At 67.8% G+C, this 26,316-nt stretch carries 25 protein-coding genes and 1 tRNA gene; 12 read left to right on the top strand and 14 right to left on the bottom strand.

Features of this window, described 5'->3' with window-relative positions:
- Window positions 1–267: 267 nt before the first annotated feature.
- The 3 genes from AB0B90_RS24460 (at window position 268) to AB0B90_RS24470 (ending at window position 4,145) form a co-directional block, all read left to right on the top strand.
- Window positions 268–1,515 (top strand): cellulose binding domain-containing protein, encoded by a 1,248-nt coding sequence (locus tag AB0B90_RS24460; RefSeq protein ID WP_350945998.1) that lies wholly within the window; start codon window positions 268–270, stop codon window positions 1,513–1,515.
- Between the two features lie 309 nt (window positions 1,516–1,824).
- Complete coding sequence (locus AB0B90_RS24465; RefSeq protein WP_362924952.1) at window positions 1,825–2,937, top strand: ABC transporter substrate-binding protein; 1,113 nt, start codon at window positions 1,825–1,827, stop codon at window positions 2,935–2,937.
- A gap of 341 nt (window positions 2,938–3,278) precedes the next feature.
- Window positions 3,279–4,145, top strand: a complete 867-nt coding sequence (locus AB0B90_RS24470) for a leucine-rich repeat domain-containing protein (RefSeq protein WP_362924954.1) — start codon at window positions 3,279–3,281, stop codon at window positions 4,143–4,145.
- Window positions 4,146–4,205: 60 nt separating this feature from the next.
- On the opposite strand, the gene AB0B90_RS24475 is transcribed toward AB0B90_RS24470, so the two are convergent.
- The 13 genes from AB0B90_RS24475 to AB0B90_RS24535 all read right to left on the bottom strand — a co-directional run bounded on the left by AB0B90_RS24475 (window position 4,206) and on the right by AB0B90_RS24535 (window position 12,890).
- Complete coding sequence (locus tag AB0B90_RS24475; protein WP_362924956.1) at window positions 4,206–4,466, bottom strand: hypothetical protein; 261 nt, start codon at window positions 4,464–4,466, stop codon at window positions 4,206–4,208.
- Window positions 4,467–4,756: 290 nt separating this feature from the next.
- A complete protein-coding gene (locus AB0B90_RS24480) occupies window positions 4,757–5,170 on the bottom strand; it encodes a PIN domain-containing protein (RefSeq protein ID WP_350945992.1) in 414 nt (137 codons plus the stop codon).
- A 1-nt stretch (window position 5,171) separates the two neighbouring features.
- On the bottom strand, window positions 5,172–5,375 hold the full coding sequence (locus AB0B90_RS24485; protein ID WP_350945991.1) for a hypothetical protein: 204 nt from the start codon (window positions 5,373–5,375) through the stop codon (window positions 5,172–5,174).
- Between the two features lie 400 nt (window positions 5,376–5,775).
- Entirely contained in the window at window positions 5,776–6,375 is a 600-nt protein-coding gene (locus tag AB0B90_RS24490; protein ID WP_362924959.1) for a hypothetical protein, read from the bottom strand.
- Between the two features lie 123 nt (window positions 6,376–6,498).
- Window positions 6,499–6,633 carry a hypothetical protein gene (locus tag AB0B90_RS24495; RefSeq protein ID WP_362924961.1) on the bottom strand — a complete coding sequence of 45 codons (135 nt, stop codon included), beginning with the start codon at window positions 6,631–6,633 and terminating at the stop codon, window positions 6,499–6,501.
- Complete coding sequence (locus tag AB0B90_RS24500) at window positions 6,630–8,699, bottom strand: hypothetical protein (protein WP_362924963.1); 2,070 nt, start codon at window positions 8,697–8,699, stop codon at window positions 6,630–6,632. Before AB0B90_RS24500 ends, AB0B90_RS24495 begins: the two co-directional genes overlap by 4 nt.
- 56 nt (window positions 8,700–8,755) lie before the next feature.
- Window positions 8,756–9,202, bottom strand: coding sequence for a hypothetical protein (locus tag AB0B90_RS24505; RefSeq protein WP_362924965.1), 447 nt, complete (start codon window positions 9,200–9,202; stop codon window positions 8,756–8,758).
- Window positions 9,203–9,662: 460 nt separating this feature from the next.
- Window positions 9,663–9,737 (bottom strand) — tRNA-Val (locus AB0B90_RS24510).
- A 32-nt stretch (window positions 9,738–9,769) separates the two neighbouring features.
- Entirely contained in the window at window positions 9,770–10,837 is a 1,068-nt protein-coding gene (locus tag AB0B90_RS24515) for an ROK family protein (RefSeq protein ID WP_362924967.1), read from the bottom strand.
- Window positions 10,838–11,007: 170 nt separating this feature from the next.
- On the bottom strand, window positions 11,008–11,358 hold the full coding sequence (locus AB0B90_RS24520; protein WP_350945989.1) for a hypothetical protein: 351 nt from the start codon (window positions 11,356–11,358) through the stop codon (window positions 11,008–11,010).
- 30 nt (window positions 11,359–11,388) lie between these two features.
- On the bottom strand, window positions 11,389–11,847 hold the full coding sequence (locus tag AB0B90_RS24525; RefSeq protein ID WP_362924969.1) for a peroxiredoxin: 459 nt from the start codon (window positions 11,845–11,847) through the stop codon (window positions 11,389–11,391).
- Between the two features lie 83 nt (window positions 11,848–11,930).
- Entirely contained in the window at window positions 11,931–12,359 is a 429-nt protein-coding gene (locus tag AB0B90_RS24530) for a DUF3052 domain-containing protein (protein WP_329084203.1), read from the bottom strand.
- 123 nt (window positions 12,360–12,482) lie between these two features.
- Window positions 12,483–12,890 (bottom strand): secondary thiamine-phosphate synthase enzyme YjbQ, encoded by a 408-nt coding sequence (locus AB0B90_RS24535; protein ID WP_350945987.1) that lies wholly within the window; start codon window positions 12,888–12,890, stop codon window positions 12,483–12,485.
- 848 nt (window positions 12,891–13,738) lie between these two features.
- Here AB0B90_RS24535 and aceE point away from each other — a divergent pair.
- Window positions 13,739–16,486 carry a pyruvate dehydrogenase (acetyl-transferring), homodimeric type gene (gene aceE / locus AB0B90_RS24540; protein WP_350945986.1) on the top strand — a complete coding sequence of 916 codons (2,748 nt, stop codon included), beginning with the start codon at window positions 13,739–13,741 and terminating at the stop codon, window positions 16,484–16,486.
- Between the two features lie 93 nt (window positions 16,487–16,579).
- Window positions 16,580–18,148, top strand: coding sequence for an alpha/beta hydrolase (locus tag AB0B90_RS24545; protein ID WP_350945985.1), 1,569 nt, complete (start codon window positions 16,580–16,582; stop codon window positions 18,146–18,148).
- A gap of 201 nt (window positions 18,149–18,349) precedes the next feature.
- Here AB0B90_RS24545 and AB0B90_RS24550 read toward each other — a convergent pair whose 3' ends face one another.
- Window positions 18,350–20,230 carry a serine/threonine-protein kinase gene (locus tag AB0B90_RS24550; RefSeq protein WP_362924972.1) on the bottom strand — a complete coding sequence of 627 codons (1,881 nt, stop codon included), beginning with the start codon at window positions 20,228–20,230 and terminating at the stop codon, window positions 18,350–18,352.
- Between the two features lie 161 nt (window positions 20,231–20,391).
- Here AB0B90_RS24550 and AB0B90_RS24555 point away from each other — a divergent pair, with 161 nt between their 5' ends.
- From AB0B90_RS24555 to AB0B90_RS24585, 7 genes are all read left to right on the top strand, one after another.
- Entirely contained in the window at window positions 20,392–20,820 is a 429-nt protein-coding gene (locus AB0B90_RS24555) for a hypothetical protein (protein ID WP_350945983.1), read from the top strand.
- Between the two features lie 55 nt (window positions 20,821–20,875).
- Window positions 20,876–22,036, top strand: coding sequence for a glutathionylspermidine synthase family protein (locus AB0B90_RS24560; RefSeq protein ID WP_350945982.1), 1,161 nt, complete (start codon window positions 20,876–20,878; stop codon window positions 22,034–22,036).
- A gap of 22 nt (window positions 22,037–22,058) precedes the next feature.
- On the top strand, window positions 22,059–22,541 hold the full coding sequence (locus AB0B90_RS24565; RefSeq protein WP_362924975.1) for a DUF350 domain-containing protein: 483 nt from the start codon (window positions 22,059–22,061) through the stop codon (window positions 22,539–22,541).
- A gap of 356 nt (window positions 22,542–22,897) precedes the next feature.
- The gene (locus AB0B90_RS24570; RefSeq protein ID WP_350946112.1) at window positions 22,898–24,007 is read left to right on the top strand and encodes a helix-turn-helix domain-containing protein; all 1,110 of its coding nucleotides are present in this window, start codon (window positions 22,898–22,900) and stop codon (window positions 24,005–24,007) included.
- Between the two features lie 117 nt (window positions 24,008–24,124).
- Window positions 24,125–25,036 (top strand): ACP S-malonyltransferase, encoded by a 912-nt coding sequence (locus AB0B90_RS24575; protein ID WP_350945980.1) that lies wholly within the window; start codon window positions 24,125–24,127, stop codon window positions 25,034–25,036.
- A 7-nt stretch (window positions 25,037–25,043) separates the two neighbouring features.
- Window positions 25,044–26,000: a beta-ketoacyl-ACP synthase III gene (locus AB0B90_RS24580; RefSeq protein ID WP_350945979.1), complete on the top strand. Its 957-nt coding sequence runs from the start codon at window positions 25,044–25,046 to the stop codon at window positions 25,998–26,000.
- A gap of 65 nt (window positions 26,001–26,065) precedes the next feature.
- Complete coding sequence (locus AB0B90_RS24585) at window positions 26,066–26,305, top strand: acyl carrier protein (protein WP_350945978.1); 240 nt, start codon at window positions 26,066–26,068, stop codon at window positions 26,303–26,305.
- The last annotated feature ends 11 nt before the right edge of the window (window positions 26,306–26,316 follow it).

The following is a 26,316-nucleotide window of genomic DNA, read 5'->3' on the forward strand; positions in this document are numbered from 1 at the left end:
TGCCGGTCGGCGATGAAGAGGCCGCCGATCACGACGCCCTTGTCGTACGCGCTTCGGCGCCGGGACGAGGAGGCGACCGATACGGTGCGGAGCCGCCGCACCGAAGGCCACTCGGCGATGGCCGTCACGTACTGATCCCGATGAGGGGCTCACCCGAAGAGAAGGAACACCACAGTGCGACGACGTGTGAGTGAGACTCCGGAGCCTTGTGCCGCCTGGAGTGTCCGATCGGAGCCCGGGCCACAGAGCGGGTGGCGGAAGCGTGCGATGGCCGCGGCGGTCGTCGTCCTCGGACTGCTCGCGATGATCGTCGCGACTCGGCCGGCCTCGGCCGCCGACAATCCCTATCAGCGAGGTCCCGACCCCACCCTGGCCAGTGTGTCCGCCACCAGGGGCACCTTCGCCACCGCGCAGGTCAGTCTGCCGGCCGGGAACGGCTTCGGCGGTGGGGTGATCTACTATCCGACGGACACCGGCCAGGGGACTTTCGGCGCGGTCGCGATCGTGCCCGGCTACTCCGCCCGGTTCGCCGACGAAGAGGCCTGGATGGGTCCCTGGCTCGCGTCCTTCGGCTTCGTCGTCATCGGAATCGAGACCAACAGCCGTACCGACGGCGCCGACGCCCGAGCGACCCAGCTGCTCGCCGCGCTGGACTACCTCACCCAGCGGAGTTCGGTGCGTGACCGCGTCGACCCCAGCCGGTTGTCGGTCGTCGGCCACTCCGCGGGTGGCGCCGGCGCCCTCACCGCGGCGCTCCGGCGGCCCTCACTGAAGGCCGTGGTCGGGCTCGCGCCCGGCTCCCCCACGGGAAACCTGAGCCTGGCCGACAACCGGGTGCCCTTGATGTTCATCTCCGGGCAGAGGGACACGGTGGTCACGCAGTCCTACCTCAACGGGTTGTACAGCACTCTCCCGGCCTCGGCACAGAGCGCCTGGGTGGAGATAACCGGCGTGGATCACCTGTTCGCGACGAGGGCGAATACGACCGAGATGCGGACGCTGATCCCGTGGCTGAAGATCTTCGTTGACAACGACACCCGGTACACCCAGTTCCTGTGTCCGTTGATGGACTCCACCGGCATCTCGATGTACCGCAGCAAGTGCCCGTACGTGCCGCCGGGCGGCTCGTCCCCCTCGCCCTCGCCCTCGGTCACCCCTTCGCCTTCGGTCACCCCGTCACCCTCACCTTCGGCCACCCCGTCGCCCTCCCCCTCCCCGGGCGCCTGCACCGCGAGCTACCGCACCACGAACTCGTGGCCTGGCGGCTACCAGGGCGAGGTCACGGTGACGGCGGGCGGCTCGGCGGTCAGCGGTTGGACCGTCAGATGGACCCTGGGCAGCGGCCAGTCGGTCAGCCAGGTATGGAACGGCACCCTGGCCGCCAACGGCTCCGCGATAACGGTGACGAACGCCTCCTACAACGGCTCGATCCCGGCCTCCGGCACGACCACCTTCGGCTTCCTGGCCGGCGGTACGCCGTCGTCCCCCTCCCTCGCCTGCAGCAGCCGCCCCTGACACCCGTTCGGCGCGCTGTGAGCATCACGGCCAGATGCCACCGTCCCTTCCCCCCGGCGTCGTCGATCCATCTCTCCATGACAGGAGCCCCGCCCGCGTCACGATGGTCGCGGAGAAAGGACCTCGCCACCGCATACAGCGACTAGAGTCTGGTGCGAAAGTGGATCAAGGTGATAGATGATCGCGGCCTCGGGGGCGTGGTGATCTGACGAACGACCGGCGGGAGCGACCGAAAGCGTCGCTACCGGCGGGCAATACTCTGCGATCCACACAAACTGCGCCAAATCATCGCACAGGGGATGCCGACGCATGAGTACGCCACCATCGCCACCCGGAGCGGAACGAGCTGAAGGACCAGCCGTCCAGATCGGTGCTCTCGTTCCGCTCACCCGGCCTGGTTGGGTGGAGGCGGGCCAACACCTGCTCGCCGGGCTCGAACTGGCCGTTCACGAGGTCAACGAGGCCGGAGGGGTCACCGGAAGAACCCTCGAACTGGTGGTCCGAGACACCGCGGCTGATCCGCGGAAGGCCGCGGCGGCCGTGGACGAATTGGCTCGCCTGGGCGTGGCCGCCTTGGCGGGGGAATATCACAGCGTCGTCGCTCGCGCCGCCGCCGCCAGGGCCGACGCCCTCGGCCTGCCGTTCCTCTGCTCGTCGGCGGTTCTCGACGCACTCACCGAACAGCCGACGGAATGGGTCGCACGCCTCGCTCCGGCACAGTCCCACGGCTGGCGGATCTATACGGACTTCCTCCTCGGCGCGGGCCACAGTCGGATCGCCGTAGCGGCCGAGTCGAGTGTCTACTGGGCATCCGGCACCCGTATTCTGCGGGACCACCTCGCTTCCCGCGGCGGAACCGTCATCGAACTCGACCTGCGCACGCTCACCCCTGCGGCCGTGTGCGACGAACTCTTCGACAGTCGCGCGACAGCCCTCCTTCTCCTGGTCGGCCACCCGGAACCGGCGGTGTCGATCGTCAAGGCCGTCCGCCACGACCGGCGTCTCGCCGGGATCATGATCGGTGCTCCCGCCGGGCAACCGGAGTTCGCCGAATGGGCGGCGTCGTTGGGCGACGACGGCGCCGAGATCCCCTTCCTGCGCTACCTGCCCGAGCGTCTCAGCCCACTGGGCACACGAATCGAGACGGCCCTCCGCCGACGACTGGGCGAAGCGCCGTCTTTCGTGGCTTTCGAGGGCTACGACACGGTCACCGTCCTCGCCCAGGTACTGCGTTCTCACGGCGCGGACCGGGCGCGCACCGCCGGATCCTGGCCGCGCGTCGCGGTCGAAGGCACCCGCGGGCAGATCCGGTTCTCCCGCACGCCGGGCATCGGCGTTTGGCAGTGGGCCTGGCCGCCGGTCCAAGTCGTTGATCGAGATCCGGCGGAACCCGATCACTTTCGGATCCTCCACACCGGCTGAGAGCGCGGAGGTCCGACAGCCCAGATCCGTCCGAACTTGAGGCCTTCCACCTGTCTTCTGCCCGTCAGCAGCAAGGTCTGGTGCGCCAGCGCTGGTCACAGCCAATCGCTCCGCCCCCCCTGAGCGACAACGCGTTAACAAGCCGGCACGGGCAGGGTTGCCGTCATCCACCGTCGCGATATCCACTCAAGGCCAGGGCCCAGCCTGATCCGGCCTCCTCCTCAACGTGTTGAAGTGATCTACAAGCCGTTTCCCAGTACCGGTCCCTAGCCTCGTCACCGGCTCTCGCATCTGGCACGACGGAGCCGAGCTCGAAGACATCGGCAACGACGAGGAGAGACATGGTCAGGCCCGAAGACGGCCAGTCGATAGCCGCCGAGCGGATCGGCAACTGCCTACGGTTCGGATGGCCCAGACTCGACCTGAGCGATCTCCACCTGGAGACGGTTCCCGAGTCGCTCGGCGACCTCACGCACCTGAGCAAGCTCAATCTGAGCGGCAACGAGCTGACCTCGCTACCCGAATGGCTGGGCGACCTCACTCGTCTGACCGACCTCGACCTGAACTGCAACGAGCTGACCGCCCTCCCCGAATGGCTGGGCGGTCTCACCAACCTCACCACACTCCAGCTGGGCGGTATCGAGCTGACCGTCCTGCCCGAATGGCTGAGCAACCTCACTACCCTCACCTGGCTCGACCTGGGGTGCAACGAACTGACCACTCTGCCCGAATGGCTGGGCGGCCTCACCAACCTCACCTACCTGGAGCTGCGCTGCAACGAGCTGACCGCTCTGCCTGAGACCCTGGGCGATCTCACCAACCTCACCTACCTCGACCTGAGCGATCTCCGCCTGGGCACGCTTCCCGAGTGGCTGGGCAACCTCACCCGCCTGAACGAGCTCTATCTGAGCAGCAACGGACTGACCGTCCTGCCCGAGTGGCTGGGCGACCTCACCGCCCTCGTCTGGCTCAACCTGAGCCACAACCAGCTGACCGCGCTGCCTGAGTCGCTCCGCAACCTCACCGTCCTCCGAGAACTCCTCCTGGACAGCAACCGGCTGACCGCGCTCCCTGAGTGGCTGGGCGGCCTCACCGCCCTCACCGTCCTCGACCTGAGCGGTAATCAGCTGGTCTCGCCCGAATCGGTGGAGAACCTCGCCGCCCTCCACGAGTTCCACCGGGACGGCTACCGGCTCACCCGCGCATAACAGCGGATTTGAGTCACTGATGCGAGCCTGTGACACGCCCTTCGCCTGAGCGACATCCTCCTACCGCAGGCCAAGCTCATGTCTGGCTTCAGCGAGTCGATAGGCGCGCCGGCGAGCCACGAGCCCATCGCGGAGTCGGGCAACCTCCTGCTCATCACCGAGCTGGACGAGCTCAGCGCGCAGTTCCTCCCATGTCACCGCCTGATCGCTCATTGCTTCCCTCTTCTCGAGGTATCGGGCAAAACGCAGCTCTGCCGCTTTGATCGCCATGTCATACCAACCGCTCCAGTCACCGGACTTGTCTCCGGCGACCAGGAACACAGCTTGACGCCAAGGGGCGAAGAGGTGTTAGACAGAGTTGTCAGGAGATAGTCACTCGCGCTCTGCACCCAAGGCGAGAAGGGACGTTTTGCCTGGTGAACGCTACTGACTTGGTGGGCACTACTGGGTTCGAACCAGTGACATCTCGCTTGTAAGGCGATCCGACCGGGGGCGCGACCAGGGCGGATACCACCCCTGACCTGGGCGTACAGTCCACGACCATCCACCGTTGTCCGCCCCTGTCCTGGGTCGTTGTCACCCAGTCGGTCACCCAGGTGCGGCACCTCGGATCAATCAGGCAGCAACCTGAACGCCGATATGTGACGAGGTCGGACGACCCTGAAATGTCGATGATCCACCGTGGCGATCTCCTTCAGCCCGAGGCGTTCGGCGATGGTGATCACTGCCGAGTCAACGAGCCCCAGCGGCAGATCGAGGTAGGTCTCGACGAGCTGTGCCATGCGCGGCAGGTCCTCGTCCTCCAATTCGGCCACATGAAAGCCGTTGTCGCCGAACGACTTGAGGAACGTCACCTCAGCCTGCGGACCCACACGAGAGTCGAGCAGATAGCCCACCTCGCCCATCACCGGCGACGGAACAAGTAATGGCCCTTCGGCCTGCCGGAGAAGCTTCAGACACGCTCGGTGATGTTGGTCCTTCACGTTACCTGCGGCGAGAAGAACACCCGTGTCGCACAGGAGCACGTCAGCGGCCCCACTCCGAGCGGAGAATCTCTTCGTGCCGCTCAGCGAGATCGGAGGCAGCTTCGAACGACGCGAAGAACGGCAGATCGCGCTCACCCGACTCATGCTCACTCAGACGACCGCGGATGAGCTCCAGGGCCGGGCGCAGCTCCGCCTCCGGCAGCTGATCTACCAGGTGGTGCAGTTCCTCACGCATGACGCTCATACCTACGAGTGTAGGTCGCCTACTTTCCGTGCATCAGGTCATCCTCCCAAAACATGATCAGAAGGAGTGACCGAATCTGGTCATGCGTGCCAGAGGCAGTCCCGCCGAAGGGAGGAAGCTGGCTCCAATCAACGTAACTCGCCGATCTGGCGAGCGATCATCAAGCGGTGATACTCCACATCCGTCCGAAAACACGAAAGACTCTGACCTATTAACGCAGGTCAGAGCCTTGTGGTGGGCACTACTGGGTTCGAACCAGTGACATCTCGCTTGTAAGGCGATCCGACCGGGGGCACGACCAGGGACGATACCGGCCCTGACCTGGGCGTACAGTCCACGACCATCCACCGCTGTCCGCCCCCGTCCGGGGCCGTTGTCACCCAGTTAGTCACTCATCGATTCAGAAGCTCTCGTTCCACAGGTACCAGGAACCCCGGTAGTACTCGACGTCGGCTTCGTATTCTTCCTCCTCGGGTAGCTGAGGCTCCCCCTGCGGGCTCCATATGACACCACGCTCATAAATGCCGTCCCACCCACCGGCCAGTGCGAAGCGCACGGTGTTCCCATACCGTTCGGCCCAGGAGACATCGAACAGCCCTAGCCTTCCAGGCCCCATCTTCCAGTCTGCGCCTCCCGCCAACACCGACCGTGCGACCTTCTCGAAACTCCCCTCGGACAACGCGAACCTGGATCTCTCCGGCTCTCCCTGGCTACCCAGCGCCAACAGCGGGATCACGATGATCAGTGGCGCCATCCAGCGCAGCAGGTTTCGCCTGACTCCCGATCGCCGCTCCGGAGCGGAAAGTTCCACAGCGAGGCGCACGAACCAGACCACGCCAAGCACGAAAAACGCAAGAAGAACGGGCAGTATCCACAGAGGGCCGGTACCAGGAAAACTCCCCGCGTACAGGAGCAGGAGGCCCAGGACCGTCAGCGAGCCGATCAGAGGCAGACCCGGCGCGCCGATCGAACTTCTCGGGAACCGCTCTTGCAGAGTCACTACAACTCCAACCAGGATCGATCAAGGCATCTCATGATCCACTCGAATCCTATCCATGGACCCCGATAAGCACAGATCGCCGGAAACCTGGAATCCTACTCAGGATGACTGCCGTCTAATTCGTCACCTGGAATTCGCGCTCTCTCGCGGCTCGTCCGCCCAGACATCCCGGCCGTTGCTCCACAGCTCTGAGGCGTGGTAGCCGAACCGGTCGAACAGCCCGTCGTCCTGATACCAGGCGGGTCGTCTTAGGGTCACTGACGTGAGAGAGCGCGAGTGATGCCGGTGGCGATGGTGGTGGCCAGCACCCAGCCCGCGATGACGAGGCCGTAGGCGACCCACTGACCACCGCCAGTGGGTTGGTATGCCTTTTCCTGCCCGAAGTCGATCAGCGGGAACAGAAGATCCAAAACGTAGACAAAGGCGTTGAAAGCAGGGCCCTTGCCAGGTTCAGCACGAGGCGGGTTGTTCAGAGTGAAAACGACGGCGCCGGCAATGAGCAGTATCAGGAACCACAGGGCGGCGCGGATGGGGCGGTAGCCATACCCGACTGTGACGTCCTGCAGCCATCCCCAGGCGCGGGCGTGCCACGGGAGCCTGGGGTGCTGTCGCCGCTGCCGCTGCTGCTTGACCAGCAGGACGGTACGGGCGTCGACGTCGTGACCCAGTCGCCGATAGGTGGTGGCGAGCTGTTCATACGGCTGCGGCACGTATCCGTCGAGGTCGTCCTTCAGCCATGTCAAGCGTTGGGTGACGGACAACATCGGTTCCAGGGCGTCGTAGACGAGGCCGTTCTGGTGGCGTGGCGACCAGGTGGCGGGGTCGTCGTAGATGACGCCGATTCGGGCGTGTCGCAGATCGACAACACCTTCGAGCGTCTGCTTCGGGCGCAGGTACAACTCGCGGGCCTCCAGTTGCCGGGCGACCAATGCCTGAGCGCCGGGCGCGGACAGGGTCGCGTCGGTGAGGTCCAGATGCCGACCGAGACGGGCTCCGACCAAGGTGAGCTCACCTTCGGCGGTGAAGCCGCGCCCGCATTCCAGCCCACCGCCGACGCTCGTCCTAGAAAGGTCGAGTGCCCGCCCATCGGAATTGCTGAGGCGGGCGCCATTGAAATCAGCGAACGTACCGATCCTCGCGTCAGCGAGACGAAGCGCACCGTCGGCGCGGAAACCTTCGGTGCATGACAGCCTGCCGCCGATGTTCACCCCGTCGGCGTCGAGGGCGGTTTTAGTGGACGCGTCGGGATTCGTGACAGACAGGCTCGCACCGGCCAGGTTCAGTGATCCCGCGATGCGGGCTTGGGTGAGGTTCACCCGCCCTTCGGCGATGAGCCCGCGCGCGTCGATACTTCCCTCGACCTGGAGCTCCGCTGCCTGGAGCGCGCGACCACCCGAATAGGCCAGATGGGCATCTTTCAGGCTAAGCTCCCGGTCGATCCGCGAGTCGGCCAACCGCACCGTGCCGGTCGCGGTGAACCCGTCACTCAGGTACAGGCCACCCTCGGCGGTAATCCGGGAACCGCGAAAAGCCATTTTGCCGGGATAGTCAATTGTGGTTCCGGTGAAGCTGAACGGTCCAGTCACGCGGGCGTTGCGCAGGCTCACCATCCCAGCGACGGCCATTCCCCGGCACAGGACGCTCCCATCAGCGACCAGCCCGTCCATGTCTAGCGGCAACCCCCTTGCATCGGTAAGGCGGGCCCCATCCAGAATCATCGCGCCGATTACCCGCGCGCTGGACAGCCGGACCTGGCCTGTAGCCTGGAGACCTTTCGCGGACAGGCCTCGGCCGGTCTGGAGCCGATCACAGTCGATCGCCATGTCGGGGGCGGAGATCCGCGCACGGTTCATCGTGAGGCTTCCCGCAAGCTGGGCTCCGCGAAGTTCCAGCAGGCCGGTGGCTACGCAACCGTCCAGTCGCAAGTGCCCGTCCATGTGCACGTTGGAGGCAGACAGGCCCGGCAGGTGAGAGCCTTTGAAACTCATCTGCTGGCATCGCGCCCAATAAAGGCCCGGCTCCTGCTCAAAGAAGCAGGAGAGGAAGCGCGCCGAGTGGCAGATGGTGGAATAGGCTAGATTCATCCGTTCGGTGATTCGGGCTCCCTTGATTCGGAGAGCCGGGATTCGGTGCGACTGTGGCACCTCCTCGCTCATCAACAGCGTGGCGATCACCCGAGCGCGAATCGTCCGTTCCGTCCCCCAAACCGCACCCACCGCCGGATTGTCCTCATCCGGTTTCCCGGTTGTAAAATCGACCTCTTCCCCATGTGGGAATGCCTCCCACACCCGACGCTCGGCGTCAGACAGGTCCTCGACACGCACATTGTTCCTCTCGTACGAACATGCTCTCCCTTTGATCGCTTGATTCGCATAGAGGGTTACCGAGCTGGAGAATTCGTGTTCTCTGTGCGCTCCCGCGGGTCGTCCGCCCAGACGTCCCGGCCGTTGCTCCACAGCCCGGAGGCGTGGTAGCCGAATCGGTCGAACAGGCCGTCGTCCTGATAGCGGTGCAGGTGCATCATCGGCGAGTCGCAGCCGACGAGCTTGGCCAGGTGGGGGGTCACGAGCATCTCCGAATCGAAGCGGAAGACGCTCATCGCGATGTGCTCGTCTCCGAACCTCGCCTCGATGCCGGGTACGTCCCGAACCTGCTCGATCTCCGAGAGGGTGATCCGGATGCGGGTGGAGACGGTCAGCGGGACGTTCTCCACCTCCTCACGACGGCGGGTGACCTCGCTGTCCGAGTCCCCAATGAGAAAGCGGATCTTGCACCCCTGCTCGGCCTTGCACTTGAGGACCTTGGCGAGGTTGGGTGTTCCAGCCACAGGAAGTAGTTGGTGTACCCGGCGGAGACGCTCTCGTTGCGAGCCGAGTAAGACGCTTACGCTCGCGCAGGCTGGTTTCATCGTCGCCCTGGCGGAGCAGGCCGCGCTCCGCATGCGGGCGTACGTGGTGCTCTCGCTGCTGATCGGTGCCCGTACTGAGGAGTTGTGTGCGCTTCTCTGGTCACATGTGGTCGCCTTCGACGAGAGCCGCAACGTGTGGGCACCTGCGAGATGCGGCACAGCTTCGTGTCGCTGCTGTCGGACTCCGGCATCCCGATCGAGGACATCTCCCGGCTCGTCGGCCATCGGAACACGGTGGTCACGGAGACGGTCTATCGGAAGCAGATCCGGCCGGCGCTCTCATGCAGGGAGCGGAGGCGATGGACGACATCTTCAGGAGTTGGTCACCCGGTTAGTCACTCACGCCCCGTTCCGAAGATCGGATACGGGGCGTTCTGGCTGGTGGGCACTACTGGGTTCGAACCAGTGACATCTCGCTTGTAAGGCGAGCGCTCTACCGCTGAGCTAAGCGCCCGGGAAATCCCGTCGGACAGACGGGACAACACTTTACGCCACGTGGGGGGACTTCAGCACATCGAGAGACCACGTGGTTCCCGCGTCGGTGAAGCCGGCGGCGCGCCAGCCGAGGAGGGCCGCGCCGAGCATGCCGGCGGACATGCCCAGGGCGGCATGACGCAGGGGCGGGGCGTCGCGGAAGGCTAGGCGTTTGCCGAGCCGTTCGGCCAGGGGGTCGGACAGGAGGGGGCCCGCTTCCGCGAGGCCTCCGCCGAGGACGATGGCGGAGGGGTCGAGAAGAAGCGTGTAGGTGGCCAGGGCGAGAGAGAGCGCCTCGATCGCGTCGTCCCAGATCTCCACGGCGAGAGGATCACCGGAGGCGGTCAGGGCGGCGACCCGCTCGGCGCTGACCGAGGCGGGTGGGACGACGGTGGCGGATGAGGTGGACGGCGGAGAGGAGGCAGGAAGGGGCGAGGCAGGGGTGGAGGAGGGCTCCGGAGCGAAAGAGGAGGAAGCGGAGGCGGAAGGCGGGGATGCGGCGGCGCGGGTGGAGTAGCGGCGGGCCACGGCGGAGGCGGAGGCGTAGGTCTCCAGGCAGCCGATCTGGCCGCAGGCGCACGGTTCCCCCTCGGGGTGGACCGGGGTGTGGCCGATCTCGCCGGCCCAGCCACCGCTCCCGCCGTACGGCTCGCCACCCAGGATCGTGGCGCCCGCGATGCCGGTGCCGATGGGCAGGAACAGGAAGTCGGAGAGCTCGCGGCCGGCTCCGAGGACGCTCTCGGCCAGACCGCCCGTGCGGACGTCGTGCCCGAGCATGACGGGGACGTCCAGCGGGACGAGGTCTCCGGCCGGGACGTCGCGCCAGCCGATGTTGGCGGAGTACAGGGCCGCCTCGGCGGTGACCAGGCCCGGTACGGCGAGTCCGACCCCCTCGGGGGTGCCGCCCTCCGCGGCGGCGAGGTCGTCGATGAAGGACCGGATCGTCGCGATGACCGCCGCCGGGCCCCTGTCGCGCGGGGTGGCACGGCGGTCGGTACGGATGATCTCGCCGGAACGGGTGACGAGGCCGCCCTTCATCGACGTTCCACCGACGTCGAGGGCAACAACGAAGGAGCTCATGCACCCATCCAGCGGGTCGAAGGGGCGGGACCGAGCCCGACCTTAGCGCACGCCGGGCGCGGCGGAATGGCGGGATCTCCCCCATACGGCCGAGCGCGTTGCTTGGAAGAACCTCCCGATATGCCCGGGAAACGCCCGGTCCCATGGCCCCTGGAACGGCCGGGGCGTTCTCAGGGGACCCGGCGCAGGACCCTGGCCAGGGCGGCCTCCACCTCGTCGGCCAGGCCGGGCGCGCAGGCGTGGGAGGCGGCTGGCCGGTCGTCGCCCCGCGCGAGGCGTACCGCGCCGCAGGATCGGCACTCCACCTCGCCCAACCGGCAGATGAGCGCGACGGAGCCGCACGAGAGGCATGTGTCGAGGTCGACTTGGTGGGTGCGCCGGCAGTCCGGGCAGATCAGCACCTGCGTCTCGTGGCGCACTCCGCGCGTCCACGGGCTGGAGCCACGGATCGGGTCGGTCTGCCTGGCCCCGCAGGAGAAGCAGGGCATGATCGCCTCCGAGAGGTCGGACCGGCGGGGCACCTCGTGAGCGGGCGTCCGCCGGATCACCGCTTAGGGAAGGTCGGTGAGCGCCTTGCGGTACTCGGCGATGTCGCGGGCCCGTGAGATCGGGTTCACGACGCGCCGGCGAACCACGCCCTCGCCGTCGATGATGAAGGTCCCGCGCTCCGCGCAGCCCTTCTCGTTGTCGAATACACCGTACGCCCGCGCGACCTGCCCATGTGGCCAAAAGTCGGAGAGCAGCGAGAAGGTGTAGCCCTTCTGATCCGCCCACGCGCGGTGGGCGAAGGTCGAGTCAACCGAGACGGTGAGAATTTTAACGTCCTCGGGCATGTCGGCGATGAGCTCGTCGCGGATGGCGTCGAGCTCGTTGCCGCAGACGCCGCTGAACGCCAGAGGGTAGAAGATCAGCACGATCTTTTTGCCCCGGTGTCCGGAAAGCTTGACCGGGGTGCCGTGCTGGTCTCTCAACTCGAAGTCGGGAGCCTGGTCACCCACCTCGATCGCCATGATCGGGGTTCCTTTCCTCGGCTGACGGCAGGCGTCATCATCCTGCCGTACGGCCCGCGCGAGCCGTACGGCAGGGCGGACCCTTAGCGGCGCGCCTTGGGCGTCGCCAGACGCGTCCCCGACCAGTCGGGGGCGGCACTGATGCTGCTGGTCTGCGAGAGACCCGCAGTGGTGGCGTCTTCCCCGATGTCGCTCGGCTCCACGTGCCCGTCCCGGCCGGCTTTGGGAGTGAGCAGCCAGATCTGGCCACCGTCGGTGAGGTTGGTCACCACGCTGCTCAGGGCGTCGAACAGATCACCGTCGCCGTCACGCCACCACAGCAGCACGACGTCGACGACGTCCTCGAAGTCTTCATCGACCAGCTCGTTACCGGTCAGCTCCTCGATGGAGTCGCGCAGATCGTCGTCGGTGTCCTCATCCCATCCGACCTCCTGCACCACCTGACCCGGCTTGAGGCCGAGTCGTTCGGCCAGGCCGCGTTCGCCCTGCGCCTGACCCGCGGTCGCGCTCACGTTTGTCCCTCCTGCTTGAATGGCCCCGCAATCACACGGTGCTCAGAGTGCTTCGGCACAGTCCACACGCTGTGACCCTCAGTCGTCAACGGTCGCCACGGCAACGACTGGGCTACGTATGAATTAGTCCGACAAAAATGACAAACGGACCTGGCGTTCCAGATTGTCGACGTTGAGATCCACGATGGCGATGGACTGCCAGGTTCCCAGCGCGAGCCGTCCGGCGAGAACCGGGACGGTGGCGTACGGCGGAATGAGGGCAGGCATGACATGCGACCGTCCATGCCCCCGTGATCCGTGCGCATGCCTCCATCTGTCGTCGGCCGGAAGCAGATTCTCCAGAGCCGCGAGCAGATCGTCGTCGCTGCCCGAGCCCAGCTCCAGCAGCGCGACCCCCGCGGTCGCGTGGGGCACGAAGACGTGTAACAGGCCGTCGCCCCCACATGACCGGACGAAGCTCTCGCACTCGGAGGTGATGTCGTGCACCCGCTCTCGGGAACCCGTTATCACCTCGATCGTCTGAGATCTCACATACCGATCCTACGATCCATCGTGAGCTGCGATGACGACCGCACCCGCTCCGGAAGACCAGGTGCGGCCCTCGCCGCCGCCCGATCTTCGTCGGTACGGGGACGGGGGCGGTGTCTCCGGTTTCTGGAATGTCCCCGTATGGACCGTTCCCTACCGGGAGGAGCCGGGCAGGGCAGGGGCCGGGACGAGAGCGGAGGCTCGGGATACGCCCGCCGGATGCGGCGTTTCCGGACAGCGACGGCGGCCGCGGCACCGCTCACGGTTGGCGCGCGAATCGTTACCACTTCGGCACGGAGCCTCACGGGCCGCGGCCCGTCTCCCCGCGGGAGAGGCGCATGACAGGGCTCCACGGAGGAGGCGATGCGAAAGATGGTGGGAAAAAGAGCGAAAGACGATACGCGAGGCGTCCGTTAGGGCACCTTCAGGGGGGATCATGCGTTGTATACGGTGAGGGTCCCGATCACGACGCCCGGGCACATCGCGCGGCGGCGAGGAGGGCCCCTCCCCTTCCGGGGTCCCTCCAAGACCCTCGGGGGATCGTCGACGATCCCCCGAGGACCGTCGAAGGGCTCCCGCGGAGGGGCTCGGAAGGCTCCGGCGAGGGGCACGAAGGCAGGCCAGACAGCGGGTCCCAGATTCCCAGGGAGGGAACCTGTAAAAAAGGGGCAACCCCGATGTAACCTTTGGTGGCAATTCGTCCTACCATCGGTGGTCTAGGCCACTTTCGTATCACTGCCAGCAGGGATCTCCTGGTTACCGGGAAGTAGAGATGCACTTTCCGGGGTAAGCGACCAGGATGGAAGACGACCTACTCCAGACAAAAGTCCATCCTCGGAAGGCGAGACCCAGTGGCTTCCGGACGCCAGCGTTTCTCGATCATCAGCGACGGCCTACCCAGCCAGCTTCCTGATGTCGACCCCAGCGAGACCCAGGAGTGGCTCGAGTCGCTCGACAACGTCATCAAGACGGAAGGTCGCACTCGGGCCCGCTATCTGATGCTCCGGCTCTTGGAGCGCGCCCGTGAACACCAGGTCGGGGTGCCCGGCCTGCGCAGCACCGACTACATCAACACCATCCCGCCGGAGCGCGAGCCCTGGTTCCCCGGCGACGAGTACGTCGAGCGCCGGATCCGCGCCTACACGCGCTGGAACGCGGCCGTGATGGTGACCCGGGCCAACGCCCGCACCAACGTCGGCGGGCACATCGCCACCTACGCCTCCGCCGCGTCGCTCTACGAGGTGGGCTTCAACCACTTCTTCCGCGGCAAGGACCACGGCGAGTCCGGAGACCAGGTCTTCTTCCAGGGCCACGCCGCGCCGGGCATCTACGCCCGCGCCTTCCTGGAGGGCCGCCTCAACGAGGCACAGCTCGACGCCTTCCGCCAGGAGCTCTCGCACGGGTTCAGGGGTCTGCCCTCCTATCCTCACCCCCGCCTGATGCCCGACTTCTGGGAGTTCCCCACGGTCTCCATGGGTCTCGGCCCGATCGGGGCGATCTACCAGGCCCGGTTCAACCGCTACCTGCTGAACCGGAAGATCAAGGACACCAGCCGGAGTCACGTCTGGTGTTACCTCGGCGACGGCGAGATGGACGAGCCCGAGTCGCTCGGCGCGATCGGCGTGGCGGCCCGTGAGGAGCTCGACAACCTCACCTTCGTCATCAACTGCAACCTGCAGCGCCTCGACGGCCCGGTACGCGGCAACGGCAAGATCATCCAGGAGCTGGAGTCCTACTTCAGGGGCGCCGGCTGGAACGTCATCAAGGTCGTCTGGGGTCGCGACTGGGACCCACTGCTCGCGGCGGACGTCGACGGTGTGCTGGTCAACAAGATGAACACCGTCCCCGACGGCCAGTTCCAGACATACTCCGTCGAGACCGGCGGATACATCAGGGAAAACTTCTTCGGCGGCGACCCGCGCCTGCGCAAGATGGTCGAGCACCTGTCGGACGAGGACATCCGCAAGCTGTCGCGCGGCGGCCACGACTACCGCAAGGTGTACGCGGCCTACAAGGCGGCTCGTGAGCACGTCGGCCAGCCGACGGTCATCCTCGCCCAGACCATCAAGGGCTGGACTCTCGGCAAGGACTTCGAGGCGCGCAACGCGACGCACCAGATGAAGAAGATGTCCAAGAGCGACCTGAAGGAGTTCCGCGACCGGCTCTACCTGCCGATCCCCGACTCCGCTCTCGAGGGCGACCTCCCGCCCTACTTCCACCCGGGCGAGAACGACCCGGAGATCCAGTACATGAAGGAGCGCCGCGCGGCCCTGGGCGGTTTCCTGCCCAAGCGCGTGATGCGCGCCAAGCCGGTCACGCTTCCCGGCGACGCCGCGTACGCGCAGCTGAAGAAGGGCTCCGGCAAGCAGAACGTCGCCACCACCATGGCGTTCGTCCGCCTGCTCAAGGACCTGATGCGCGACAAGGAGATCGGCAACAGGTTCGTGCCGATCATCCCGGACGAGGCGCGCACCTTCGGTCTTGACGCGATCTTCCCGACGGCGAAGATCTACTCACCGCACGGCCAGACGTACGAGGCGGTCGACCGCGAGCTGCTGCTGTCGTACAAGGAGTCGACCGAGGGTCAGATCCTGCACGAGGGCATCAGCGAGTCGGGCTCGATGGCCTCCACGATCGCGGTCGGCTCGTCGTACGCCACGCACGGCGAGCACATGATCCCGATCTACATCTTCTACTCGATGTTCGGCTGGCAGCGCACCGCCGACCAGATGTGGCAGCTCGCCGACCAGATGGGCCGGGGCTTCCTGCTCGGCGCCACCGCCGGCCGCACCACGCTGAACGGCGAGGGCCTGCAGCACGAGGACGGCCACACCCCGCTGATCGCCTCGACGAACCCGGCCGCGGTCTCGTACGACCCCTCGTGGGGGTTCGAGGTGGCCCACATCGTCAAGGACGGCCTGCGGAGGATGTACGGCGAGGAGCCGGAGAACGTCTTCTACTACCTCACCGTCTACAACGAGCCCTACCCCCAGCCCGCCGAGCCCTCGGACCTGGACGTGGCGGGCCTGCTCAAGGGTCTGTACAGGTTCGCCCCGGCTCCGGCCGTGTCCGGGCCGAAGGCCAACATCCTCGCGTCCGGCGTGGCCGGGCCGTGGGCGATGGAGGCCCAGCGGATGCTGGCCGAGGACTGGGGCGTGGCGGCCGAGGTCTGGTCGGCCACCTCCTGGGCGGAGCTGCGCCGCGACGCGCTCGCCGCCGAGGAGCACAACCTGCTCAACCCCGACTCCGACAAGCGCGTGCCGTACGTCACGCAGGCGCTGTCGTCGGCGCAGGGGCCGTTCGTGGGCGTGAGCGACTACATGCGTGCGGTCCAGGACCAGATCGCCCAGTGGGTTCCCGGCGACTGGAGCTCGCTCGGCACCGACGGCTTCGGCCTGTCGGACACCCGGTCGGCGCTGCGCCGCCACTTCCACGTGGACGCGGCCTCGATCACCCTGGCCGTGCTCACCCAGCTGGTCAACAGGGGTGAGCTCGACCAGGAGGTGCTGGGCGACGCCATCTCCATGTATCACCTGAAGAACGGCGTGACCGAGGCCGCGGGCGCCGAGAGCAACGACACCCAGTCCATGGGAGTTTGATCGTCCCCGGGCGGGTTCTCCTTTTCCATGGAGGGCCCGCCCGGTTAGTGTTGAACGCTCCCCCCGGCGAACGATTCCAGGGGAGAGCGTTTCATGGCAACAATCCTTAGGGCGGCCGCGACGGTCACGGCCCTGTCAACCGTGCTCTCCGCCTGCGGTGGCGGACCCGGCGGGGACGGTTCCCTCCCGGGCGGACTGGTCGGAGGCGAGGTCGTCTCGGGCACGACCGACCCGACCGCCACCTCCGCCCCCGCGGAGGCGATCACCTGGGGTCCGTGCACCGGGCTCAGGCGGCCCGGCGGTGAGACCCCCCAGCCCAACTCCGCGCAGCAGTGCGGGAAACTCAGGGTCCCGCTCGACTACGCCAACCCGGACGGCGACTCCATCGAGATGGCCGTCATCCGCGTCAAGGCCACCGACCCCGGCAGGCGGATCGGCTCGCTGGTCTTCAACTTCGGCGGCCCCGGCGCCTCGGGCGTCGAGACAATGGCCCAGGCCGCCAAGGCGTTCACCACCCTGAACAGCCGCTTCGACCTGGTCAGCTTCGACCCGCGCGGGGTCGGCCAAAGCTCGGGTGTCCGGTGCGGCGACAGCGCGGTGATGGACAGGTTCACCTCGATGGACACCCTGCCCGCCAACGAGGACGAGCGCGCCAGGAGCCGGGAGATCACCAAGGAGTTCGTGACGGCCTGTCAGCAGACCTCGGGCAGGCTGCTGCCCTACATCGGCACGGTGAACGCCGCCGCGGACATGGACCGCCTCCGCGCGGCCCTGGGCGAGAAGAAACTGGACTACTTCGGCATCTCGTACGGGACGCAGCTCGGCGCGGTCTACGCGACGAAATTCCCGCAGAACGTGGGACGGTTCGTACTGGACGCCCCGCTGGATCCGAGCGTCTCCATGGCGACGCGCACGATGGTCCAGACGAAGGGGTTCCAGCACGCCTATGACGCCTTCCTGAAGGACTGCGTGAAGCAGCCCCGCGAGTGTGAGATCGGCAGCGACGCGACCATAGCGAACAAGAACGTGACGAAGCTCATGGACGAGCTGAACGACAAACCGCTCAAGGTCGGCAAGCGTCTCCTGACCCAGGGGCTGGCGGGCGTCGGCATCGCCGCCGCGCTGTACTCGAAGCTGACCTGGCCGCTGCTGGACCAGGCGCTGGGCCAGGCGATGAAGGGTGACGGGCGGATCCTGCTGGCCCTGGCCGACAGCTACAACGGCCGTCAGCCCGACGGGAGCTACACGACGCTCATGAGCAGCTTCCCCGCGATCAGCTGCGTGGACACCGCAGAACGCCCCACCCCCGAGCAGCTGAACGCGCTGGAGGACGAGACGATGAAGGTCTCCCCGCTGTTCGGCGGCGCGGGGATGGGCCTGATCTGCTCGATGTGGCCGGTTCCCGGCAACGACGAGGCGAGGCGGATCAACGCCACGGGCTCGGCGCCGATCCTGGTGATCGGCGGCACCGGCGACCCCGCCACGCCGTACGAGTGGGCTCCGAAGCTGACGGGGGAGCTTCGGACGGGGGTGCTGGTGACCTACAGGGGCGAGGGGCACGGCGCCTACCTGTCCGGTGACACCTGCGTCAAGAAGCTGACCGACGCCTACCTCATCGACGGGAAGGTTCCTGCCAGGGGGACCGTCTGCGACGGTTCGTGACGCGGCGGGCCCGCGGGCGGGCCGCGCGGTCACGCCTTCCCGCGCGTCGCCCGCCCTCGCGGGAGACATCGCTCGCCCTCGCGGAGACGTCGCTCGCCCTCGCGGGAGACAGGGCGGCGGCGAGGAGCGCGGTCGGAGGCGAACGGGCTCGGCGGGGCTCGGGGAGAAGAGCCCGATCGAAGGCGGAAGACTCAACAGGGCTCAACAGGGCTCCGGGCGGGGCCGTTTGGTCTCGAAGCGGAAACCCACCCTGCCCAGGTGCTTTTCGAGCAGGCGCCTCATCGTTCCGTCCTCGTACATCGACGCGATCACTTCGTTGATCTTCCGGCAGGCCACCGGGTCCCCACGCCTGAGCGCGACGCCGTACCTCTCCGAGGTGAGCCTGATCCCGGCGATCTCGACCTTGACGTCGCGCAGGCGGGCACCGAAGCCGGCGATCAGCAGGTCGTCCCCGACCATGGCGTCGGCGCGGCCGTCGGCCAACTGGGACGCGCACTGCGCGGGGTCGTCCGCCCGCACCGCGACGAAGTCGACGCCCCTGTCGCGGATCATCGTGCCCGTGGTCTGGCCAGGTGACAGGCAGATCCTCCTGCCGCGCAGGTCCTTGAGACCGTCGATCCTCGCGCCGGTACGCACCAGCGCGTCGCGGTGGGCGAGATAGTACGGCCCCGCGAAGGCGACGCGGCGGCGGTCGGCGGTGTCGATCGAGAAGTTGGCGATCACGAGGTCGACCCTGCCCTTCTCCACCGCCTCCTCACGACCGTCGTACCCCACCACCGACACGAACTTGAGCCCGTCGTCGGGCACTTTCAGCTCTTTCGCGATGTGGGCGGCCACGTCGGCCTCGAATCCCCGGGGCGGTTTGCCCAGCGAGATCCCCGGCAGGCCCTCTCTGAACCCCACGCGGAGCCTCTCGGTCTCTCTGATCCGGTCGAGCAGGGGCGAGCCGGTGGAGACCTGCGGGGTCGCCGCCGCAGGGCTGGTCGTCGCAGGGCTGGGCACCGTCACCGGTGGGCGGGAGGGCTCGGCCTGCCCGCGCGGCGTGCTCCCGAACGGGAGGCCCAGCAGGGCGCCCACCACGCCGAGTACGGCGACCCCGACGGCGATCGCGCCGAGGACCGCCGGGCGGCGCCGCGTGGGCGCGGCGGGCTCTTCGGGCCGGGTCAGGTCCCCGGTGGCGACCTGCGCGCCCTCGGCCAGCTCCTCCTCCGAGGCCTCCGGGGTCTCCGCCTCGTCCACCGGGTGGCCGAGCAGACGCTTCAGCAACACGTCCGAGGTGGGTCTGAGCCTTTGATCCTTGTTCAGGCAGGCCGCGACGACGTCGCGCAGCCCGTCGGGCAGGCCGTTCAGGTCGGCCTCGTGGTTGATCACCCGGTTGAGCGTCGCCACGATCGTGTCGCTCCCGAAGGGAGCCTTTCCGGTGGCGGTGAAGACGATGGTCGAGCCCCAGGCGAACACGTCGGCGGGAAAACCCACCCGCTCACCGGCGATCTGCTCGGGGGCCATGTAGGCGGGGGTGCCGACCGCGCGGGTGGTGATCGTCCCGCTCTCGTCGATGATCTTCGCGATGCCGAAGTCGACGACCCTGGGACCGTCGGTGGCGAGCATGACGTTGTCGGGCTTGAAGTCGCGGTGCGCGATGCCCGCGTGGTGGATCGCGGTCAGCGCGGTGGCGGTGCCGATCGCGAGACGTTCGAGAGCCTCCCCGGTCAGCGGTCCCTCGCGTTCGACCACCTGGCGCAGCGAGGGCCCCTCGATCAGCTCGCTCGCGATGTAGGGCGTCTCACCGTCGAGGTCGGCGGCGAGCACCCGGGCGGTGCAGAAGGCGGCCACCCGGCGGGCCGCCGCCAGCTCGCGGGCGAAACGGGAGCGCGCGTGGGCCTCCTCGGTGAAGCGCACGTGCAACAGCTTGACGGCCACCCGCTCACCGTCCTCGGACTCGCCGAGATAGACGACCCCCTGCCCGCCCTCCCCCAGTCTGCCCTTGAGCTCGTACCTGCCCAGTCGCGGCGGATCCCCCGGCCGCAACGGTCTGATCTCCGGCACCGCGCACCCCTCGTCCACCGCGCTTTGCCAGAACACTACACACCCGGGCGGGTGATGATCGGCTGTCTTCCCGGGGTCGGCGCGGCTCACCTCGCCGCTCCGCGCGGGCGTCGGCGATTCCCCCGAAAGATCCAGAGATCGGTTGAACAGACAAAAGCGCATCGATACCCTGTGGCGACGCATCTCATTGGAGCTCGATGGCCGCGCGACCACAACACCCACGGGCCACACCGCCAGGTCCCCATGGCAAGACGCCTTCCAAGCCCTCGGGCTTCAAGGCCTCCAGAGCGATCGCCATCACCGGAATCGGTGTCGTCTCGATGCTTCTCGTCTCCTCCTGCTCCACGTCGGACTACGAGGAGGTGGGCGCCGAGTGCGTCGACCTCAACAACCGCCAGCCGGACGGCAGCTACGCGATCGTGGACGAGGACCTCTGCGACGACGACAGGCGCTACCACGGATCGCGGGGCGCCTACGGCTGGTACTACGGAGGCGTCAGGTCCGGTTCCCACATCCGGCAGGGCACCACCGTGCGTCCCTCGGACGTCCAGATCACCAGCCGCAAGGGCACGGTGATCCAACGGGGTGGCTTCGGCGGCCGAAGCGGATCGGGTGGCGGGAGCTGATCCGGCGCCGATGAGCAGGCCGACGAACCACAGGTGAGCGACAGGTGAGCAGGAGATGAGACGCGAGACCTCCCTCCCTCGCGACGACTGGGAGAGCGTCATCGAGGGCCACGGCCTGGCCTACCACCGCTCGGCCCATCCCGAGGGCCTTGACCGTCCGTACTGGGACGAGACCGTCCAGTACGTCTTCTCCATGGACGAGGTCCTCGACCTGGAGAACCAGGTCGAGGAACTGCACCGGATGTGCCTGAACGCCGTGGAGCACGTCATCGCCAAGGGCCGCTACGCCGAGTTCGCGATCCCACCGTGGGTGGCCCCCGAGATCGCCGCCTCCTGGGAGCGTAACGACCCGCACCTGTTCGGCCGCTTCGACCTGCGCTACGACGGGACCGGTCCCGCCAAGCTGCTGGAGTACAACGCCGACACCCCCACCAGCCTCCTGGAGAGTTCGGTGGTGCAGTGGTTCTGGCTGCGCGACCGCTACCCGGACGACGACCAGTGGAACTCCATCCACGAGCGGCTGATCGCCAGGTGGCAGCAGATCTCGACCGGCCTGCCCACCGGGCCCACGCACTTCGCCTGGACCAACATGGACACCTCGGGCGAGGAGGTGATGACCCTCGCCTATCTGCAGGAGACCGCCGACCAGGCCGGGCTCAAGACCGTCGCGGTCGCGATGGAGGACATCGGCTGGGACGACCTCAACCTCCGCTTCGTCGACATGGAGCGCAGGGTGATCCGCTCGCTCTGCAAGCTGTACCCGTGGGAGTGGGCGGTCGCCGACCCGTTCGGGACGCGGGCTGTGCGCCAGCAGGTCTCGACGACCTGGATCGAACCGCTGTGGAAGATGCTGCTGTCCAACAAGGCGCTGCTCGCGGTGCTCTGGGAGCTGTACCCGGGACACCCGAACCTGCTGCCCGCCTACCTCGACGGCCCCCGCGACATGTCCTCCTACATCGTCAAGCCGCTGCTCGGCCGCGAGGGCGCCAACATGCGGATCGTCACCCCCGGCGAGCACGTCGAGACCCTCGGCGGCTACGGCGCCGAGGGCTACGTCTACCAGGAGTTCCAGGCGCTGCCCGTCTTCGAGGGCTGGCGTCCCGTCCTCGGCGCCTGGGTCGTCCACGACGAGGCGGCGGGTGCCGGCATCCGCGAGACCTCGGGGTTCATCACCGACGACACGTCGTCATTCGTCCCGCACCGCATCGAACTCTGAGTCCCGGAAAGAGAAACCACACATGAGTCCCACCCCCGTGCCAATCGCCCCCGTCGTGCCCGGTGCCGAGGCGCTCTCGCTCGCCGAGGTCCTCGGGCGCGGCGCGCTCGCGATCGTCTCGTACGCCGCGCTCGGCGTGATCCTGCTCATCGTCGGTTTCTACGTGATCGACATGGTCACCCCCGGCAGGCTCGGCAAGCTCATCAAGGAGGGGCGCAACCCCAACGCCACCCTGCTCGCCGGCTCGGGGCTGGCGGCCGTCGGGCTGATCGTGGCGGCCTCCATCTGGTCCTCGGGCGGCGCCCTGCAGGAGGGCCTGCTCGCGACGCTGGTCTTCGGCCTGGTCGGCATCGCCGTACAGACCGTGGCGATGGTCGCGTTCGACAAGGTGGCGGGCATCTCGGTGCGCGAACTGGTCACCGAGGCGGAGCTTCAGCCGGGCGCCCGGCTGCTCGCGGTCACCCACCTCGCCATCGGCCTGATCACCGCCGTCGCGGTCGTCTGAGCCCCCGCCCGACACACCCCACCCTCCGTACGTTCACATCCCGGTGGGCGTACGGGACACGGGCCCGCGGAACGGCAGACGATGACGACGCCCGGCTCCGAGAGGGGGGCCACGGGCGCGCGGAACGGGATCGCGGCGTACGCTCGCGCCCTGGTCGTGCGGGACGTACAAGATCGGGGAGCGTACGCTGTCCGGAGCCGCGGCTGGCGCATCTCCCGCGACCTGGCACTCTTAGTGGCGTGAGGGAGCGGAACGAGCGAACGTTCAGGCACAGCGACGTCGTGACCGGACAGGACGAGAGGGATCCCGACTCCGACCGGATCCGGGAGGACACCACGCGTCGGCTGGAGCGGGCCATGGGCACGCTGGGCACGGCCGCCATGTCCCGCATGGACGACCGGCTGATGTGGTTTCGCGCCCTGTCGGCGGAGGACAGGTCCTGGGTCGGGCTGGTCGCCCAGGCCGGGATCGCCGCGTTCGTGGAGTGGTTCCAGCACGCCGGGGAGGGCCGCCCGACGCCCAGCATCGAGTTCTTCGGCACCGCGCCCAGGGAGCTGAAGCGGTCCATCTCGCTGCAGCAGACCGTCGACATCGTGCGGGTCGTGGTCGAGGTGGTCGAGGCGCAGACCGGGGAGCTGGCGGCGCCCGGCGGGGAGCACCAGCTCCAGCAGGCGATGCTCCGCTACACCCGCGACGTCGCCTTCGCCGCCGCGCAGGTGTACGCGCGCGAGGCCGAGGCTCGCGGGGCCTGGGACGCACGGCTGGAGGCGCTGATCGTGGACGCCCTGGTCAGGGGCGAGGTCGACGACGGCCTGCACTCGTGGGCCGCCGCGCTCGGCTGGACCTCCGCCCCCGTCGTGGTGCTGGCCGGGCAGACCCCCGACGACGACCCGCAGGCGGTCATCGACGCGCTGCGCGACCGGGGCCGCCGGTCGGGCCTGGACATGCTGGCCGGGGTGCAGGGCGACCGGTTGATCGTGATCGTGGGCGGGGCGGACAGCGTCGCCGCGGCGGCCAGGCACGTGGTGCCGCGTTTCGGCGCCGGTCCGATCGTGATCGGGCCCGAGGTCGCCGACCTGCACTCGGCCGCGAGTTCGGCGCGGGCGGCGATGGCCGGGCTGCGAGCCGCCGCGGGATGGCCGGACGCGCCCAGGCCGGTTCACGCCGAGGACCTGCTGGCCGAACGGGCCATCGACGGCGACGGCGACGCCAGGGCACAGCTGATCGAGAACGTCTATCTGCCGTTGATCGGCACACCGCTCCTCGACACCCTCGCGACCTACCTGGAACAGGGCACGTCCCTGGAAGCGACGGCCCGCCTGCTTTTCGTCCATCCGAACACGGTGCGCTACCGTCTGCGTAAGATCACGGAACTGACCGGCTATCAGCCGACCGAGGGGCGATCCGCCTTCACCCTCCAGGTGGGGCTGATTCTCGGGCGCCTGTCGGAGACGCCGGTAACCTAGAATCCTTTACTTAATCTCCGCGAAACTCCCGCTGTAGGTTCCCTACAAAGAAGTGGGGACAAAGTTCGTCTGGATCTCCATCCATGTATTGAACCTCTACAGGGCAGGCTGGATTTTGTGCTCGTCATCGTCGCTCCGGGCCAGGGTGCCCAGACTCCAGGCTTTCTCGGTCCATGGCTCGAACTACCGGGCGTGGCCGATCGGCTGACCGCTTGGTCGGAGCTGGCCGGCCTCGATTTGATCGCCTACGGGACCACCGCGGACGCGGACGAGATCCGTGACACGGCCGTCGCGCAACCACTCCTCGTAGCCGCCGGGCTCGCCGTCGCCGAGGTGCTGGGGGCCTCCCCCGACATCGTCGCCGGGCACAGCGTGGGCGAGTTCACCGCCGCCGCGCTGGCCGGGGTGATCACCCCCGAGCAGGCCGTCGGCCTCGTCCGCGAGCGCGGCCAGGCCATGGCGAAGGCCGCGACGATCACCGAGACCGGCATGTCCGCCGTCCTCGGCGGCGTCGAGGAGGAGGTCCTCGCCGCCATCGCCGACAAGGGACTCACCCCCGCCAACATCAACGGCGCCGGGCAGATCGTGGTCGGCGGCACGCTGGAGCAGCTGGCGGCCTTCAAGGCCGAGCCGCCCGCGCGGGCGAGAGTGAGGGAACTCTCGGTCGCCGGCGCGTTCCACACCGTCCACATGGCCTCCGCGGTCGGCCGTCTGCGCGAGGCCGCCGCGGACGTCACACCGGCCGATCCCGCCGTCACGCTGCTGTCCAACAGCGACGGGTCGGCGGTCACCAGCGGCGCCGAGTTCATGGAGCGCCTGGTCACCCAGGTCGCCAACCCGGTGCGCTGGGACGCCTGCATGGCCACGATGGCCGAGCTCGGCGTCACCACGATGATCGAGCTCGTCCCCGGCGGCACGCTCACCGGCCTGGCCAAGCGTGCTCTGCACGGGGTGACGACCGTCGCCCTGAAGACCCCCGACGACCTGGAGGCCGCGCGAGCCGCCCTTGAGTCGAACAAGGAGCGGTGACCGAGGAATGAAGACCTCACAGGGCGCGCCCGGCGCGAAGATCCTCGCCTTCGGCCACTACCAGCCTTCCAACGTGGTGACCAACGACGACCTGTCGGCGACCATGGAGACCAACGACGCCTGGATCCAGAGCCGTGTCGGCATCAAGGAGCGCCGGATCGCCCCGGACAACGAGTCCGAGATCGACCTGGCCGTGCAGGCGGGCGGCAAGGCCCTCGCCGCGAGCGGCCTGGCGGCCTCCGACATCGACCTGGTGATCGTCGCCACCTGCACGCTGGAGACGCAGATCCCCAACGCCGCCGGCCGGGTGGCCACCCGGCTGGGCATCGACGCCCCCGGCGCCTTCGACGTCAACACCGCCTGCTCGGGCTTCTGTTACGCGCTCGCGGTCGCCAACGACGCGATCCGCGCGGGCTCGGCGACCCACGTGCTCGTCGTCGGCACCGAGAAGCTCTCCCAGTGGATCGACTGGACCGACCGGGCCACCGCGGTGATCTTCGCCGACGGCGCGGGCGCCGCGGTCGTCGGCCCCTCCGACACCCCGGGCATCGGCCCCGTGGTGTGGGGCAGCGCCGGCGACAAGTTCGACGCGATCATCATCAAGGACCGCGACTCCTTCCTGCACCAGGAGGGCCAGACCGTGTTCCGCTGGGCGACCACCGCGCTTCACCCCGTCGCCAAGGAGATCTGCGAGCGTTCCGGGGTGGACCCGGCCGACCTCGCGGCCTTCGTACCCCATCAGGCCAACCTCCGCATCATCGAGGCGATCGCCCGCAAGCTCGGCGCGGACAACGCCGTCGTCGCCAAGGACATCGTCCTGGCGGGCAACACCTCCGCCGCCTCGATCCCGCTCGCCCTGTCCCGGATGATCGAGCGCGGCGAGGTCCAGGCGGGCGGGCTCGCCCTGCTGCTCGGCTTCGGCGCGGGCCTGACCTACGCGGGCCAGATCATCGAGATCCCCTAGAGCTTCCGCGCGGCCCCGCCGCACGGGAAACCAGAAGAACCACGATTCCAAGGAGAACACGCGACATGGCTCTGACCGAGCAGGAGATCCTCGCCGGCATCGGCAAGATCATCAACGAGATCACCGGGATCCCGGCCACCGAGGTCACCCCGGAGAAGAGCTTCGTCGACGACCTCGACATCGACTCGCTGTCCATGGTCGAGATCGCCGTCGCCGCTCAGGACGAGTTCGGCGTCGAGATCCCGGACGACCAGCTCAAGCACCTCAAGACCGTCAAGGACGTCATCAACTTCATCCAGAACTGAGACGTTCCCGC

Source organism: Streptosporangium sp. NPDC049078, assembly GCF_040648855.1.
Classification (GTDB): domain Bacteria; phylum Actinomycetota; class Actinomycetes; order Streptosporangiales; family Streptosporangiaceae; genus Streptosporangium.

Coding starts and splice junctions, on each gene's coding strand:
- AB0B90_RS24460 (WP_350945998.1), top strand. CDS start 268: ATGGCCGCGGCGGTCGTCGTCCTCGGACTGCTCGCGATGATCGTCGCG.
- AB0B90_RS24560 (WP_350945982.1), top strand. CDS start 20,876: ATGAGACGCGAGACCTCCCTCCCTCGCGACGACTGGGAGAGCGTCATC.
- AB0B90_RS24515 (WP_362924967.1), bottom strand. CDS start 10,837: ATGAGCTCCTTCGTTGTTGCCCTCGACGTCGGTGGAACGTCGATGAAG.
- AB0B90_RS24565 (WP_362924975.1), top strand. CDS start 22,059: ATGAGTCCCACCCCCGTGCCAATCGCCCCCGTCGTGCCCGGTGCCGAG.
- AB0B90_RS24545 (WP_350945985.1), top strand. CDS start 16,580: ATGGCAACAATCCTTAGGGCGGCCGCGACGGTCACGGCCCTGTCAACC.
- AB0B90_RS24570 (WP_350946112.1), top strand. CDS start 22,898: ATGGGCACGCTGGGCACGGCCGCCATGTCCCGCATGGACGACCGGCTG.
- AB0B90_RS24485 (WP_350945991.1), bottom strand. CDS start 5,375: ATGAGCGTCATGCGTGAGGAACTGCACCACCTGGTAGATCAGCTGCCG.
- AB0B90_RS24470 (WP_362924954.1), top strand. CDS start 3,279: ATGGTCAGGCCCGAAGACGGCCAGTCGATAGCCGCCGAGCGGATCGGC.
- AB0B90_RS24585 (WP_350945978.1), top strand. CDS start 26,066: ATGGCTCTGACCGAGCAGGAGATCCTCGCCGGCATCGGCAAGATCATC.
- AB0B90_RS24525 (WP_362924969.1), bottom strand. CDS start 11,847: ATGGCGATCGAGGTGGGTGACCAGGCTCCCGACTTCGAGTTGAGAGAC.
- AB0B90_RS24555 (WP_350945983.1), top strand. CDS start 20,392: ATGGCCGCGCGACCACAACACCCACGGGCCACACCGCCAGGTCCCCAT.
- AB0B90_RS24465 (WP_362924952.1), top strand. CDS start 1,825: ATGAGTACGCCACCATCGCCACCCGGAGCGGAACGAGCTGAAGGACCA.
- AB0B90_RS24580 (WP_350945979.1), top strand. CDS start 25,044: ATGAAGACCTCACAGGGCGCGCCCGGCGCGAAGATCCTCGCCTTCGGC.